Origin of the sequence: Methylobacterium sp. (assembly GCF_028290105.1) — a bacterium.
Classification (GTDB): Bacteria; Pseudomonadota; Alphaproteobacteria; order Rhizobiales; family Beijerinckiaceae; genus Methylobacterium.
This window is the reverse complement of sequence record NZ_JAQGKL010000141.1, coordinates 1-14,826: the sequence shown is the minus strand read 5'-3', so window position 1 is coordinate 14,826 and position 14,826 is coordinate 1. Positions and strand designations below refer to the sequence as shown.

Annotated in this window: 15 protein-coding genes; 7 read left to right on the top strand and 8 right to left on the bottom strand. The window is 68.7% G+C overall.

Features of this window, described 5'->3' with window-relative positions; translation table 11 throughout:
* Positions 1-225: 225 nt before the first annotated feature.
* Positions 226-2,292, bottom strand: coding sequence for a protein meaA (locus JWQ05_RS09920; RefSeq protein ID WP_299658122.1), 2,067 nt, complete (start codon positions 2,290-2,292; stop codon positions 226-228).
* 394 nt (positions 2,293-2,686) lie between these two features.
* Here JWQ05_RS09920 and ccrA point away from each other — a divergent pair, with 394 nt between their 5' ends.
* Entirely contained in the window at positions 2,687-3,964 is a 1,278-nt protein-coding gene (gene ccrA / locus JWQ05_RS09915) for a crotonyl-CoA carboxylase/reductase (RefSeq protein ID WP_299658120.1), read from the top strand.
* Positions 3,965-3,992: 28 nt separating this feature from the next.
* Here ccrA and JWQ05_RS09910 read toward each other — a convergent pair whose 3' ends face one another.
* Positions 3,993-4,322, bottom strand: a complete 330-nt coding sequence (locus tag JWQ05_RS09910; RefSeq protein ID WP_299658124.1) for a hypothetical protein — start codon at positions 4,320-4,322, stop codon at positions 3,993-3,995.
* Between the two features lie 17 nt (positions 4,323-4,339).
* On the opposite strand from JWQ05_RS09910, the gene leuD reads away from it, so the two are divergent.
* From leuD to JWQ05_RS09890, 4 genes are all read left to right on the top strand, one after another.
* Positions 4,340-4,942 (top strand): 3-isopropylmalate dehydratase small subunit, encoded by a 603-nt coding sequence (leuD, locus tag JWQ05_RS09905; RefSeq protein WP_299658118.1) that lies wholly within the window; start codon positions 4,340-4,342, stop codon positions 4,940-4,942.
* A 142-nt stretch (positions 4,943-5,084) separates the two neighbouring features.
* Positions 5,085-6,290, top strand: coding sequence for a lytic murein transglycosylase (locus JWQ05_RS09900; RefSeq protein ID WP_299658116.1), 1,206 nt, complete (start codon positions 5,085-5,087; stop codon positions 6,288-6,290).
* A complete protein-coding gene (locus JWQ05_RS09895; protein ID WP_299658114.1) occupies positions 6,287-6,673 on the top strand; it encodes a RidA family protein in 387 nt (128 codons plus the stop codon). Before JWQ05_RS09900 ends, JWQ05_RS09895 begins: the two co-directional genes overlap by 4 nt.
* A 33-nt stretch (positions 6,674-6,706) precedes the next feature.
* The gene (locus JWQ05_RS09890; protein WP_299658112.1) at positions 6,707-7,630 is read left to right on the top strand and encodes an NAD-dependent epimerase/dehydratase family protein; all 924 of its coding nucleotides are present in this window, start codon (positions 6,707-6,709) and stop codon (positions 7,628-7,630) included.
* Between the two features lie 70 nt (positions 7,631-7,700).
* On the opposite strand, the gene JWQ05_RS09885 is transcribed toward JWQ05_RS09890, so the two are convergent.
* The 4 genes from JWQ05_RS09885 to JWQ05_RS09870 all read right to left on the bottom strand — a co-directional run bounded on the left by JWQ05_RS09885 (position 7,701) and on the right by JWQ05_RS09870 (position 11,000).
* Entirely contained in the window at positions 7,701-8,036 is a 336-nt protein-coding gene (locus tag JWQ05_RS09885) for a PepSY domain-containing protein (protein ID WP_299658110.1), read from the bottom strand.
* A 109-nt stretch (positions 8,037-8,145) separates the two neighbouring features.
* Positions 8,146-8,988 carry a DUF1206 domain-containing protein gene (locus JWQ05_RS09880; RefSeq protein WP_299658108.1) on the bottom strand — a complete coding sequence of 281 codons (843 nt, stop codon included), beginning with the start codon at positions 8,986-8,988 and terminating at the stop codon, positions 8,146-8,148.
* Between the two features lie 22 nt (positions 8,989-9,010).
* Positions 9,011-9,355 carry a hypothetical protein gene (locus JWQ05_RS09875; RefSeq protein WP_299658106.1) on the bottom strand — a complete coding sequence of 115 codons (345 nt, stop codon included), beginning with the start codon at positions 9,353-9,355 and terminating at the stop codon, positions 9,011-9,013.
* Between the two features lie 199 nt (positions 9,356-9,554).
* Positions 9,555-11,000, bottom strand: coding sequence for a homospermidine synthase (locus JWQ05_RS09870; RefSeq protein WP_299658104.1), 1,446 nt, complete (start codon positions 10,998-11,000; stop codon positions 9,555-9,557).
* 335 nt (positions 11,001-11,335) lie between these two features.
* On the opposite strand from JWQ05_RS09870, the gene JWQ05_RS09865 reads away from it, so the two are divergent.
* Complete coding sequence (locus JWQ05_RS09865) at positions 11,336-11,512, top strand: hypothetical protein (RefSeq protein ID WP_299658102.1); 177 nt, start codon at positions 11,336-11,338, stop codon at positions 11,510-11,512.
* Positions 11,513-11,533: 21 nt separating this feature from the next.
* On the opposite strand, the gene JWQ05_RS09860 is transcribed toward JWQ05_RS09865, so the two are convergent.
* Together JWQ05_RS09860 and JWQ05_RS09855 are read right to left on the bottom strand one after the other, a co-directional pair.
* Positions 11,534-12,106 (bottom strand): GNAT family N-acetyltransferase, encoded by a 573-nt coding sequence (locus JWQ05_RS09860; protein ID WP_299658100.1) that lies wholly within the window; start codon positions 12,104-12,106, stop codon positions 11,534-11,536.
* Positions 12,107-12,253: 147 nt separating this feature from the next.
* A complete protein-coding gene (locus JWQ05_RS09855) occupies positions 12,254-13,420 on the bottom strand; it encodes a type III PLP-dependent enzyme (protein WP_299658098.1) in 1,167 nt (388 codons plus the stop codon).
* 679 nt (positions 13,421-14,099) lie between these two features.
* Here JWQ05_RS09855 and JWQ05_RS09850 point away from each other — a divergent pair.
* The coding region (locus JWQ05_RS09850; RefSeq protein WP_299658096.1) for a glucan biosynthesis protein at positions 14,100-14,826 on the top strand (727 nt) is incomplete at its 3' end.

Sequence of the window (14,826 nt, the reverse complement as noted above, 5' to 3'; positions counted from 1 at the left end):
CATGTCGCAGAGCGTCGGCTACACGGTGGCTTCGCTCGGGCCACTCGGCTTCGGCTTGGCGCACGATCTAACGGGCACCTGGGCCGCCTCGACGATTCTGTTCTGCACGATCGCGCTCTTCGCCTTCCTGTGCAGCTTAGGGGCCGGACGCGACCGCTACGTCGGCGCGTCCTGAACCCGCGTCGGGACGGCGCCTGACGCCGCCCCGCATCGCGTGTAGCCCGTTTAGAACACCTTCTCGGCGTGGTCGCCGCGCGGCGTCGCCCCGGCGACACCGGCCGCCGCGTCCGCCTGCTCGGCGGCTCGCTTGTCGAGCGAGCGCTCCACCACCTTGGCGATTCCCACCATGATGGTGTCGAGGATGTAGTCCTTGGGCGTGTAGACCGCCGTCACGCCCATGTTCTTGAGCACGAGTTCGTCGTCGGCCGAGATGATGCCGCCGACCACCACGGGGATGTGGTCGAGGCCCGCTTCGCGCATCTTCGCCTTGACGTCGCGCACCAGCGGGACGTGGCTCCCCGACAGGATCGAGAGGCCGACCACGTGGGCGCCGGTGGACTTGGCCTTGGCGACGATCTCGGCCGGAGTCTGGCGGATGCCGTCGTAGGTCACGTCGAACCCGACGTCGCGGGCACGCAGCGCGATCTGCTCGGCGCCGTTCGAGGGGCCGTCGAGGCCGGGCTTGCCGACGACGAGCTTCGGTGTCTCGCCGAGGCGCTCGCCGAGATCGGCGATGAGGAGCTTGGCGTCCGCCGCCGCGCCCGAGGACACGGTCTCGAGGGTGACGCCGGTGGGCGCGCGGTACTCGCCGAAGACCTGGCGCAGGCGCTCGCCCCACTCGCCCGTCGTCACGCCGGCCTTCGCGGCGGCGATCGAGACCGGCATGATGTTGGCGCCCGAGCGCGCGGCGGCCTCGAGGTCGGACAGCGCCTTTTCGACAGCCTTGCCGTCGCGCTTCGAGCGCCAGTCGCGGATGCGCTGCTCGGCCTCCATCTCCACGGTCTCCGACACCGTGAAGATCGCGCCCTCGCCGGCGGTGAGCGGCGAGGGTTCGCCGGCCTGGAACTTGTTGACGCCGACCACGATCTGGTCGCCGGCCTCGATGGCCGAGATCCGCTTGGCGTTCGATTCCACGAGCGCCCGCTTCAGGGCACCGGTCTCCACCGCCGCGACCGCGCCGCCGATGCCGCCGATCTCTTCGAGCGCCTGCCGGGTCTCGGCCTTCAGGGCCTCGACCTTGGCATCGATGACCTTCGAGCCGTCGAAGATGTCGTCGTATTCGAGGAGGTCGGTCTCGAAGGCCAGGATCTGCTGCATGCGCATGGACCATTGCTGGTCCCAGGGGCGCGGCAGGCCGAGCGCCTCGTTCCAGGCCGGCAGCTGCACGGCTCGCGCGCGGGCACGCTTGGAGAGCGTCACGGCCAGCATCTCGATGAGGATGCGGTGGACGTTGTTCTCGGGCTGCTGCTCGGTCAGGCCGAGGCTGTTGACCTGGACGCCGTAGCGGAAGATGCGCTTCTTCGGGTCGGTGATGCCGTAGCGCTCCTGGGCGATCTCGTCCCAGAGCTCCGCGAACGCCCGCATCTTGCAGATCTCGGTGACGAACCGCATGCCGGCGTTCACGAAGAACGAGATGCGGCTGAACACGTCGGCGAAGCTCGCCTCGTCAAAATCGGGATCGTCCCGCACCGTGTCGAGCACCGCGATGGCGATGGCGAGCGCGTAGGAGAGCTCCTGCACCGGCGTCGCCCCGGCCTCCTGCAGGTGGTAGGAGCAGACGTTCATCGGGTTCCACTTCGGCACCTCCTTGGTCGTGAACAGGATCACGTCCTTGGTCAGCCGGAGCGACGGCGCGGGCGGGAACACGTAGGTGCCGCGCGACAGGTATTCCTTGATGATGTCGTTCTGGGTCGTGCCCTGGAGGCCGCTCAGCGGCGCGCCCTGCTCCTCCGCCACCGCGAGATAGAGCGACAACAGCCACGGCGCCGTGGCGTTGATCGTCATCGAGGTGTTCATCTGCTGCAGCGGAATCTGGTCGAACAGGGTCCGCATGTCGCCGAGATGCGCGATCGAGACGCCGACCTTGCCGACCTCGCCGCGGGCCAGCTCGTGGTCGGGATCGTAGCCGGTCTGCGTCGGCAGATCGAAGGCGACCGAGAGCCCGGTCTGGCCCTTGGCGAGATTGCCTCGGTAGAGCGCGTTCGACTCCTTGGCATTGGAATGCCCGGCATAGGTCCGGATGATCCAGGGCTTGTCGCGCTTGACCTCGGCGACGGTCGCGTTCGCGCTCATTCCACTCGACTCCGTTCGATTGTGTGCCGCGCTTTTTCCGCGCGTGATGCGCGGCACCCTATCCAAGCCGTGGCCACGCGTCATCTGGCCGAAAGTCGAGCCTGATCGCGTTCGGGCCCGAAGGCTTGGAAAAATTCTAGGCGCGCCGCGCAAGCGAATTCAAAAGCACATCGCGGCCCAAGCCTGCACAAAGGTACCTAAATGTCTGACAGATCGACAGGATATGTCCTGCCGACGGACAGAACTGACGCAAAGAATATTGAATACAGATCCGAGCGTCCGCATGAACCTCGATTCGCCCACAGGCGCGGGGCCTTCATGGCCTTTCTGGGGCCTTGGAGCGGTTCAGGTTCGCCGATATAGGGTCGCTCAGAACAAGATAGGGAGAGCCAAGATGGCCGCGAGTCCTGCGTCGAGCACGACCGAAATCAAGGATCTGTACGAGATGGGCGAGGTCCCGCCCCTCGGTCACGTGCCGGCGAAGATGTACGCCTGGGCCATCCGGCGCGAGCGCCACGGTCCGCCGGAGCAGTCGCACCTGCTCGAAGTGCTCCCGGTTTGGGACATCGGCGACGACGAGGTGCTGGTCTACGTCATGGCCGCCGGCGTCAACTACAACGGCGTCTGGGCCGGCCTCGGCGAGCCGATCTCGCCCTTCGACGTGCACAAGGGCGAGTACCACATCGCCGGCTCGGACGCTTCCGGCATCGTCTGGAAGGTCGGCGCCAAGGTGAAGCGCTGGAAGGTCGGCGACGAAGTCATCGTCCACTGCAACCGCGACGACGGCGACGACGAGGAGTGCAACGGCGGCGACCCGATGTTCTCGCCGTCCCAGCGGATCTGGGGCTACGAGACCGGCGACGGCTCCTTCGCCCAGTATTGCCGGGTGCAGTCGCGCCAGCTCATGGTCCGCCCCAAGCACCTCACCTGGGAGGAGGCGGCCTGCTACACGCTGACCCTCGCCACCGCCTACCGCATGCTGTTCGGCCACGCGCCGCACACGGTGCGTCCCGGCCAGAACGTCCTCGTCTGGGGCGCCTCGGGCGGTCTCGGCGTGTTCGCGGTGCAGCTCTGCGCGGCGTCCGGCGCCAACGCCATCGCGGTGATCTCCGACGACTCGAAGCGCGACTACGTGATGAGCCTGGGCGCCAAGGGCGTCATCAACCGCAAGGAATTCGATTGCTGGGGTCAGCTCCCGAAGGTCAATTCGCCTGAGTACAACACCTGGCTCAAGGAAGCCCGGAAGTTCGGCAAGGCGATCTGGGACATCACCGGCAAGGGCAACGACGTCGACATCGTGTTCGAGCACCCTGGCGAGTCGACCTTTCCGGTCTCGACCCTGGTGGCCAAGCGCGGCGGCATGATCGTGTTCTGCGCCGGCACCACCGGCTTCAACATCACGTTCGACGCCCGCTACGTCTGGATGCGCCAGAAGCGCATCCAGGGTTCGCACTTCGCGCACCTGAAGCAGGCGTCGGCCGCCAACCAGTTCGTTCTGGACCAGCGCATCGACCCCTGCATGAGCGAGGTCTTCCCCTGGGACAAGATTCCCCAGGCCCACACCAAGATGTGGAAGAACCAGCACGCGCCCGGCAACATGGCCTGCCTCGTCAATTCCCCGCGCGCCGGCCTGCGGACGGTCGAGGACGTGATCGAGGCCGGAAAGCTCTAAGCCTTACGACCGCATCGAAAGCCGCCGATCACCTGCCCTTTTCGGAGGGCAGGTGTTTTGCGTATTCCTCGCGCTCTTCCTTCTGCTTGATGAGATCCGCATAGGCCTGACGCATCTCGGGCGAAACGCTGACGGATCGGGCCTTCTCCTTCTTGCGCTTCGGCGCTTTCTTGAATTGGTTCGTGGTCTCGGTCATCGCGGTTCCCATCCGTCGGTTGTGCAAAGCATAGGCGCGATGCGCGACGACCGCGAGACGCCGCCCCGCCTTTCTCCGCGTCGCGCCTGCTGATAGACCGTCGCCCGAGCGATCGCTCCGTCCGCTGCCCCGCCGGACGGCGCCGTCACGCAGGGCGTTCACGGATCACGGCGACCACAATGGAAAAGTTCACCACCCTGGAGGGCGTTGCGGCGCCCATGCGGATCATCAACGTCGACACCGACCGGATCATCCCCAAGCAGTACCTCAAGACCATCAAGCGCACCGGGCTGGGCAAGGGCCTGTTCTCCGAGATGCGCTACCACGACGACGGCTCGGAGAACCCGGACTTCGTCCTGAACAAGCCGGCCTATCGCAACGCCCGCATCCTCGTTGTCGGCGACAATTTCGGCTGCGGATCCTCGCGCGAGCACGCGCCCTGGGCGCTCACCGATTTCGGCATCCGCTGCGTCATCTCCACGAGCTTCGCGGACATCTTCTTCAACAACTGCGCCAAGAACGGCATCCTGGCGATCACGGTCTCCCCGGAAGACCTGGAGAAGCTGTTCGAGGATGCCGAGCGGGGCGCGAACGCGACGCTGTCGGTGGATCTGGCGGCCCAGACCATCAAGGGCCCCGACGGCGGCACCCTGCATTTCGACATCGACCCGGGCCGCAAGGAAAGCCTGCTCAACGGCCTCGACGAGATCGGCCTGACCCTGAAGCGGGCGCCGAAGATCGACGCCTACGAGGAAAAGCTCGCGGCGCGCGGATTCGCCTGAAGCCTGGGCGTTCGTCGCGCTTCGGGTTAGCGCCGCGTGCGGTGCCGACCCGATCATTCCGCCTCGCTCTCAACCGTTCGTTAACCGTGGTATCGCCTGAATTCGCGATCACAGTTCCCCGGACGCATTGGCGGAGATCACGATGGCATTCGGCCGCTCAGGCAAGACGGCGACCCTCTCCCTCGGACTGGCCGCGGCCCTCCTGTCGCGCCCCGCTCCGGCCCGCGCCGACTTCCAGGATTGCCTCGCGAACCTGCAATCCCAGGCGGCGGCGCAGGGCATCTCCGCCCAGACCTTCCGCGCGGCCACGGCCGGCATCAGCTACGACGAGAAGGTGCTCGAACTCTCCCAGGCCCAGCCCGAGTTCAAGACGCCGATCTGGGACTACATGGCCGCCCTCGTGGACGAGGAGCGGGTGGACGACGGCAAGGCCGCCATGCGCGAGCATGCGCAGGCGCTCGCCAACGCGGAAAGCCGCTACGGCGTCGACCGCTACACCATCGCGGCGGTCTGGGGTGTCGAATCCAATTTCGGCAAGAACCTCGGCAAGATGCCGCTGGTGCAATCCTTCGCCACGTTGATCTGCGCCAACCACCGCCGCCGCGACTTCTTCAAGGGCGAGCTGATGGCGACCCTGAAGATCATCGAGCGCGGCGACATCGATCCCTCGCGCCTCAACGGGTCCTGGGCGGGCGCCTTCGGCCAGACCCAGTTCATGCCCACCACCTACCAGCGCCTCGCCGTCGACGGCGACGGCGACGGGCGGCGCGACTTGGTGGATTCGGTACCGGACGCGGTCGCCTCCACGGCAAACTTCCTGCGCGTCGCCAAGTGGTCGAACGGCCAGCCTTGGGGCTACGAGGTCCGCGTGCCGAAGGGCTTCAACGCGGGCGCCGCCGGCCGCAAGAACAAGAAGCCGGTGGCCCATTGGGCCTCCCTCGGCGTCACCCGGATCGACGGCCGGCCGCTCTCCGGCGAGGGTCCCGCCGGGATCCTGCTGCCGGCGGGCAGCGACGGACCGGCCTTTCTCGTGACGCGCAACTTCGATGCGCTCTATTCCTACAACGCCGCCGAATCCTATGGTCTAGCCATCGCGGTCCTGTCCGACCGCCTGCGCGGGCGCGGCGGGATCCAGGCCGGGTGGCCCACCGACGATCCGCCGTTGTCGCGCGCCGAGCGCCGCGATCTCCAGGCCCGGCTGACCAAGCGGGGCTTCGATGTCGGCGAGCCGGACGGCAAGGTCGGCTCGAAGACCCGCGACGCGATCAAGGAGGTCGAGCGCAGCCTCGGTATGCCGGCGACGGGGCGTCCGGGGGCCAAGGTACTGGAAGCGCTCCGGCGCGGATGAGCGCGCGCCGCCTCATCACCTCCGGTTCACCCTTCGAGGCTGCCTACGGCTATTTCCGCGCGCTGGTGCAGGACGGCTTCGTCTTCGTCGCCGGCACCACGGGCTACGACTACGCGACGATGACGATGCCGGAGACGGCCGCCGAGCAGGCCGAGGCCTGCTGGCGCACCATCGCGTCCGTGCTCGGCGAGGCGGGCGCGTCCCTCGCGGACATCGTGCGGGCGACCTACCATGTCACCGACCGCGCGGAGGCCGAGGCCGTGCTCGCGGTCTGCGGACGCGTGCTGGCGGATGTGCGCCCGGCCGCCACGATCCTGATCGTGGCCGGATTGCTGCGTCCCGAGATGAAGGTCGAGATCGAAGTCACGGCCAAGCGGTCTTAGCGCGATCGTGGAAAGGCACAGGAGGGCTCGGGCTTGGCTGCACGGCTGATCGCACTGACCGGCGCCACCGGCTTCATCGGGCGCCATCTCCTCCACGATCTGTCGCGACGCGGCTACCGCGTCCGGGTCTTGCTGCGCCGGCCGGTCGAGGTGCCGGAGGGCGCCAGCAGCGCGGTCGTCGGCGATCTGTCCCGGCCGATGAACATGGCGGCGGCCCTCGCCGGCGTCGACGCGATCGTGCACTCGGCCGGCCTCGCGCTCTCCATGTCGGGCAGGCCCGACGACGATTTCCGGTCATCGAATACGGACGCGACCCTGCGGCTCGCCGAGGCGGCGGCCAAGGCGCGCGTGCAACGCCTAGTCTTCCTGTCCTCGATCCGTGCGCAGACCGGCGTGTCGGCCCCCGGCATCGTCACCGAGGCCGATCCGCCCGTGCCCACCGACGCCTACGGCCGCTCGAAGCTGGCGGCGGAAGAAGCCCTGGCGGGGACGGCGCTCGACTGGGTCGCCCTGCGTCCCGTTCTCGTCTACGGCGCCGGCGTGAAGGGGAACATGGCGACGCTGATGCAACTCGTCCGCTCGGCCGCGCCCCTGCCGTTCGGCGGCCTCGACGCCCGGCGCTCGCTCGTCTCCGTCGAGAGCCTCGCCGCCGCCGTGGCGACGGCCCTGGAGACCTCAGCACCCTTGCGTCGTCCGCTCATCGTCGCCGAGCCCGATGCCCTCACGTTGCCCGAGATGGTCGGCGCGCTCCGTGCCGGTCTCGGGAGAGGCCCCGGTGTCGTGTCCGTGCCCGTGCCGCTCCTCGGCCTCGCTTGCCGCCTCGCGGGCCGGGAGGAAGCCTACAGCCGCCTCTCCACCAGCCTCGTTGCCAGCGCCGACGAACTCGGGCGTCTCGGCTGGACGCCCGTCAGTTCCGCGCGGGAAGGGCTGGCACGGTTCGCCAGATCCGGCGCGTGACCCGTTCTCGAACATGACGAAGGCCCGGCTTTCCGGCCGGGCCTTTGAATTTTCGGTACGATGCGGTGGATCAGCGGCGGACGTCGAGGACGTCGCCCGAACGGCTGTCGAGCACCACCGTGATGTCGTCGCCGCGGCGGTCGGAGCCACGCACGATCAGGCGGGGTCCGCGGCGATCGACGCCGTCCACATCCACGAGGCCTTCGCGCCGGGCGATCCGGGCCGCTTCGCCACGGGACAACTCGCTGCGCGGCGGGCCGCGATCGTCGTAGCCGCGGCGGTAACCGGGATCGACCTGGACGCCGCCGGGACCGATGGAGATGCCCTGCGCGAAGGCGGGCGCGGCGGCGAGACCGAGACCGAGCGCCACGAGGCCGCCGGTCAGGACACTGGAACGAAACTGCACTGGGTGTTCCCCCTTTTTTCAGGCGCCATGTGGCGGCAACGGGCCGACGCACCATGGCCCGCAATCAGCGCCACAATCATCAAAAGCTGGGTTTGGTTCCCTGGACGCCTCAGCGCAAAGTGCGCAGGGCCGCCGCCACGGCGTCGTCGGTCTGGTCGAGATCCGGTGCATCGATGTGCCGGAACCGCGCCTGGATCAGGCCGAAGGCCCCGAAGGCGAAGTGCCCGGCCGCCACGATGGCGAGCAGGACCCAGCCGAAGGGCTGAGCCCGCAGCGCCGCGAAAGCGCCGGCCAGCCCCTTCACTTCCGCGGAAGCCTGATGCCACGCGGCCGCGATGAAGAATCCGCCGATGATGAGGAAGGCGATGCCGCGCGCGGCGTAGCCGAACCGGCCGACGGGCTTGGCCCAGCGGCGGGCCTGGGCATCCAGCCTGAGCCGGTCGGTGACGTCACCCTTATAGGCCTTGACGAGGAAGGCGAGCCCACCCGCCATGATCCCCACCCCGACGAGGCCGACGAGCCAGAGGCCGAAGGGCTTTGCCAGCAGCCAGGCGGTCCAATCCTGGCCCGCGTCACCGCCGCCGCGCCTGAGGCCCAGGGCGAGGCTGCCGGCGGTAATCGCCAGACCGGTATAGATGCCGGCGCTGAGGAGATGGGCGAGGCGCACCACGACGCCCTTCGGGGACGTCCCGCGCCGGTCGGCATCGGTGACGCCCTCGACGAGGCGCCACAGGGCGAAGGCCAGCAGGCCGAATGCGATCAGCCCGACGAGGACGGCGCCGAACGGACCGGCGAGCACCCAGCGGATCGCGCTCTCGCTGTCTCCGGCGCGGCCGCCCCGTCCGATGGCGGCCAAAAGGGCGAGGCCGCCGACGAGGCAGTAGACGATGCCGCGCGCGCCGTAGCCGAACCGGGCGAGGCGCTCGATCGTGTTATGTCCGAGCTTGAGCAAGGGGTACCGGTCTCCCGCGAGGTCATCCGTCGGAGGAACGCGCGGCCTTGCCGGTGAGTGCCACGTAGAAACCGAGTCCATCGCCGGCCGGCAAGGTCTGCAGGCGGTCGACCAGGCCTTTCCGCTTGGCGTCGAGGAGCAGGCGACCGGCGGGCTGGAACAGCGTCTCGCCGCCGCCCTCGGGTGGCGGGTCGAGGCGGATCGCCACCGTCTTGCCTTTCCCGAAGCGGCTGCGCTCCAGCATGTCGGCCAGCGACGCTTCGGCCGTGGGGCGATTCACTCCGCGCAGGTCGAGCACGGATTCGGCATCGGTGACGCCGAGGGAGCCGCGCAGCTTGGCGGCGTAGAAATCTTCGAAATGGGGCACCGGGCGGCTCAGTCCTGGCTGGAGACGAAGATGGACGCGCGTCGGAGCGCGAGGCCATCGTAGACGTCGGCCGGTGCCGGACACAACGGTCGCCGGATGCAGGCAAATCGTCCCGCAGCGGCGAAAGGGTTGGAGCCGGAGCGGCCGTCGTCGGCATTCCGACGACGGCCGTTCTCGGGGGTGACGGTGCGCGTGCGTCTCAACCGTGCACGAGCACGTTCCGGAACTGCCAGGGGTCGCTGGTGTCGATGTCCTCCGGGAACAGGCCGGGGCGGCCGGTCAGCGGCGTCCAGTCGGTGTAGACGCCGATCACGGGGCCGAGATACGGGCTCTGCACCTCGAGGCAGCGGCGGAAGTCCATCTCGTCGGCCTCGACGATGCCGGCCTGCGGATTCTCCAGGGCCCAGACCATGCCGGCGAGGACCGCCGAGGTCACCTGGAGGCCGGTGGCGTTCTGGTAGGGCGCGATGCGGCGGGTCTCTTCGATGGAGAGCTGCGAGCCGTACCAGTAGGCGTTCTTGGCGTGGCCGTAGAGCAGCACGCCGAGCTCGTCGATGCCGTCCACGATCTCGGTTTCGTCGAGGATGTGGATCTTCTCCTGCACCTTGCCGCCATTGCCGAACATCTCGTGGAGCGAGAGCACCGCGTCGTTGGCGGGGTGGTAGGCGTAGTGACAGGTCGGCCGGTAGGCGGCGCGCTCACCTTCCAGCACGGTGTAGTAGTCCGAAATCGAGACGGCCTCGTTGTGGGTCACCAAGAAGGCGTATTGCGACTGGGCGGTCGGCGTCCACGAGCGCACGCGGGTGTCGGCGCCGGGCTGCAGCAGGTAGATCGCGCAGCGCGAGCCCTTCTCCTGCTCGCGGCCGTTCTCGGGCATCCAGGTCTCGTGGGTGCCCCAGCCGAGCTCGGCCGGCTGGTTGCCCTCGGAGACGAAGCCCTCGACCGACCAGGTGTTGACGAACACGCCCATGGGCTTGGCGGACTTGGCGCGCTGCGTATCGCGCTCGGCGATGTGGACGCCCTTGACGCCGACCTCGCGCATGAGGGCGGCCCAGCCGGCGCGGTCCTTCGGCTCGGGGGTCTTCAGGCCGAGGTCGCCGGCGACGTTCAGGAGCGCCTGCTTGACGAACCACGAGACCATGCCCGGGTTGGCGCCGCAGCACGACACGGCGGTGGTGCCGCCGGGGCTGGCGGTGCGGGCATCCAGGATGTCCTGGCGAAGCGCGTAGTTGGTGCGGTCACCCTGGCTCTTGTTCTTGTCGAAGTAGAAGCCCGGCCAGGGCTCGGCCACGGTGTCGATGTAGAAGGCGCCGAGCTCGCGGCAGAGCTCCATGATGGCGCGGGAGGAGGTGTCCACAGAGAGGTTGACGCAGAAGCCCTGGCCGCCGCCCTCGGTGAGCAGCGGCGTCAGCACGTCGCGGTAGTTCTCCTTGGTGAGCGCCACCTGCTCGAAGCGCAGGCCGTGCTTGTCGGCCAGGGACTTGTGCGCGTCCGAGGGCTCGACGACCGTGAAACGAGCCTTGTCGTACTCGAAGTGGCGCTCGATCAGCGGAAGGGTGCCGCGCCCGATGGAGCCGAAGCCGATCATCACGATGGGACCGGTGATGCGGCCGTGGACGGGCCAGGAGGTGGCGGCTTCGGTCATGGACAGGTGATCCTTCTCAACGTCTCGTCGGGGTCGTCGCACGGCGGCCGCATGGCTTAGGCGCCGGAAATGACGAACAAGCGACGGGTTCAGTGGCGTCTGCGGCCGAGACCGTCAACCACGGGGCGGTCCCGACGCACATGCGCGGCAGGCGGGAGCATCACGGAAGATTGAACGGGCGCATGCCCTGCACGCAGGGCGACCTCCCACCTGAGTGCATTGCAGCGCCGCCCGGGCGAGACGATATTGCACTGCAACAGAACAACAGCTTTCCCCGAGGCAATGGGGATCGCGATCGAGGAAGCGTCCGTCCCTTCGCGCCACGGACTACTGCCATGCTCGCTCTCATCACGTCCCGCCTCGCCGCCCCCGTCGACGAGCCGATCGACCGCGATCCCGGGATCATCACCCTGGCCGCCTCGCTGCTTCGCGCCGTGACCCGCCGCCACGAGGCCGCCTTCCAGCGCCGCTGCGATCTCGCCGCCAAGGCCGACCATCACACCAACGTCTGATCGCCGAACCCGGACAGCCGCTCAGGCGACCCGTCGTCGCGCGCCTGCACCGGAGATGGCGACATCCGCGGCCAGGACCCGCGTGGGTGCCGCCTCGTCCCAGGCGCCGGTCGCCCGCAGGGTCCCGCGCGCACCGGCGAGCGTGCCGGGACGCAATTCCAGCCCGAGGAAGCGCTCGCGCTCGAAGGGACCCGGCATGAACAGCCCGTCGGTGAGCCGCGGCGAGAAGCCGAAGCGCGCGTAATAGGGGGCGTCGCCCATCAGCAGGACCGCGCCGTGGCCGAGGATGCCCGCGCGACGCAGCGCCGACCGCATCAGGACGCTGCCGAGGCCGAGCCCCTGCATCGCCGGATCGATGGCCAGCGGCCCGAGCAGCAGGGCGGAGCGGCCCGGGCCGGCCTCCACGTGCCACAGGCGCACGGTACCGACCATGCGGCCTTCCCGCTCGGCGACGAGTGCTAGGCCTTCGGCCGGACACCGTCCCTCGCGCAGGCGCTCGGAGGTCTTCAGGCGGCGCGCCTCGCCGAGGCTGGCGTCGAGCAGGTGCTCGCGGGCGGCGATGTCGCCGGGCTTCTCATCACGAATCTGGACCAAGGCCGCACCCTTCCCGAACGTTGGGCAGGCGACGAGACGATCCGGGCGACACCGGCCGGTGCGCACGGGGCGAGCGTGTGGAAGTCCACCCGCCGGGCACGTCGTTGGAGAGGCGCCCGGCGTTCGCGTCATGATCCTTAGGCAGGTCTAGATGACGTATTGCTGAAGGGGCGGGAAGCCGTTGAAGGCCACCGCCGCGTAGGTGGTGGTGTAGGCCCCGGCGCCCTCGATCAGCACCTTGTCGCCGATGGAGAGCGACACGGGCAGCGGATACGGCACCTTCTCGTAGAGGACGTCGGCCGAATCGCAGGTCGGGCCCGCGAGCACGCACGGGGACATGCGGTCGTGGTCGTGATCCGTGCGGATCGCGTAGCGGATCGACTCGTCCATGGTCTCGGCGAGACCCCCGAACTTGCCGATGTCGAGGTAGACCCAGCGCACCTCGTCCTCGGCGTCGGACTTGCGCGAGACCAGCACGACCTCGGCCTCGATCACCCCGGCATTGCCGACCATGCCGCGACCCGGCTCGATGATGGTCTCGGGCATGCGGTTGCCGAAATGCTTGGTGAGCGACCGGAAGATCGCGTCGCCGTAGGATTCCACCCCCGGTACCGCCTTGAGGTACTTGGTGGGAAAGCCCCCGCCGAGGTTGACCATCGACAGGGCGATGCCGCGCTCGGCGCATTCGGCGAAGATCGTGGCGGCGGAGGCGAGCGCCCCGTCCCAGGCGCCGGTGTTGCCCTGCTGCGAACCGACATGGAACGACACGCCGTAGGCGGTCAGGCCCTGGCGGTAGGCGTGCTCCAGCACATCCACGGCCATTTCGGGCACGCAGCCGAACTTGCGCGAGAGCGGCCACTCGGCGCCGGCCCCGTCGCAGAGGATTCGGCAGAACACCTGCACGTCGGCGCCCTCGACCCCCGCCGCATCGGCGGCGCGGGCGATCTTCTCGACCTCGGCCTGGCAGTCGACGGCGAACAGGCGCACGCCGAGCTTGAGCGCGCGGCCAATGCAGCGCTCCTTCTTGATGGTGTTGCCGAAGGAGATGCGGTCGGCGGTGGCCCCGGAGGCGAGCGCCATCTCCACCTCGACCACGGAGGCCGTGTCGAAGCAGGAGCCCATCTCGGCGAGCAGGCGCAGCACTTCCGGAGCCGGGTTCGCCTTGACGGCGTAGAACACGCGGGTGTCGGGGAGAGCCCGGGCGAAGGCCGTGTAGTTGTCGCGCACGACCTCGAGGTCGAGCACCATCACCGGGCCTTCGTCCTGGCCCATGTCGCGGCGGGCACGCAGGAAGTCGCGGATACGATCGGTCATGGTCTGTCCAACCCACAGGTTCGCAAGCGCCCGCGAGGGACGCGCTGTCGAATGTCAGGACGACATGCGTCGTCCGGCGTCTGGGGGCGCTGCGTCGCGACACGCCGCGTGCTTTGGAGACACGCGGAGGGTCACGGGCGCGAGAGCACCCGGAAGCTGCCGTGGATTGGAAGGGAGGACCCCCACCGCACGCCGGGCAAAGAGAAACAAGCCTCTTCGGTGCCGGCCTTTGGAGGGCCGACGAGACCAAAAAAGCCCGTTCGTCGTTGCTTTAAGCTGCGTCCCCCGTGGAGAGCGGGGTTCGCCGGTTTCGCCTCCGGCTGCCGGTTGTTGTCGGGGTCCGGTGTCGCCACCTGGATGCCGGCCGGAGGGAATCCACCCTGTCGACCATCGATCCTTTAAGACCCCTGGCGGCTGTCCGGCAGTTGGCCGGATGCCCACCAACCGACACGCGGCCACAGGCACGTGCGAAATTGGGCAAGGCGCATATACGGTCAGGCTGTTCCCGCCACAAGGGAAAATCGTGTTTTGCGGGTGCGTTATCTCCGCACCCGGCCGGGCTGTTGCACAAACGCCCCGTGGAACGGCGCAGGCGTCCCGCATGCCCCCTTTCCAAGCCGCGGCCGACGGGCCATCAAGCGCTCGGTTTCCAGCGTGGTCGGACCGGGTCCCGAGGCTCATGACAGAATTCAACCGGCGTACCGTCGTCCAGGGCCTGGCGGGCGCCGCATTGCTGGGCGGGTCGGGTGAGGCCCTGGCCCAGCGCCCCGAGGCGCGCACGCCCTTCGGCTTCGCGGACGTGGAGCGCCGCGCGCAGGAACTGGCCAAGCTCCCGTACGACGCACGGGTGCCGGCCCTGCCGGCGCCGATCGCCAAGCTCGACTACGATGCCTGGCGCGACATCCGCTTCCGCCCGGACAAGGCCTTCCTGGGGGAGGGGAGCCCCTTCCGGCTGCAGCTTTTCCACCTCGGCTTCCTCTATACGCGGCCCGTGACGGTGAACCTCGTGCGCGGCGGCGTGGCCACGCCGATCCCGTACCAGTCGAGCCTCTACGACATGGGCCGGACGAAGCTCGACAAGGCCCTGCCCGTCGATCTCGGTTTCGCGGGCCTGCGCATCCACGCGCCCCTCAACAAGCCGAATCTCCTCGACGAACTCATCGTCTTCCTCGGCGCGAGCTACTACCGCTTCCTGGGACGCGACCAGCTCTACGGGCTCTCGGCGCGCGGGCTCGCGGTCAACGTCGAAGGCCAGGGTGGGCCGGAGGAGTTTCCGGTGTTCCGCGAGTTCTGGGTCGGGGTGCCGGACAAGGACGCCGATTCCCTCGTGATCCACGCGCTCCTCGACGGGCCCTCGCTCACCGGCGCCTTCCGCTTCACCGTGGCGCCGGGCGACGAGACCAGCG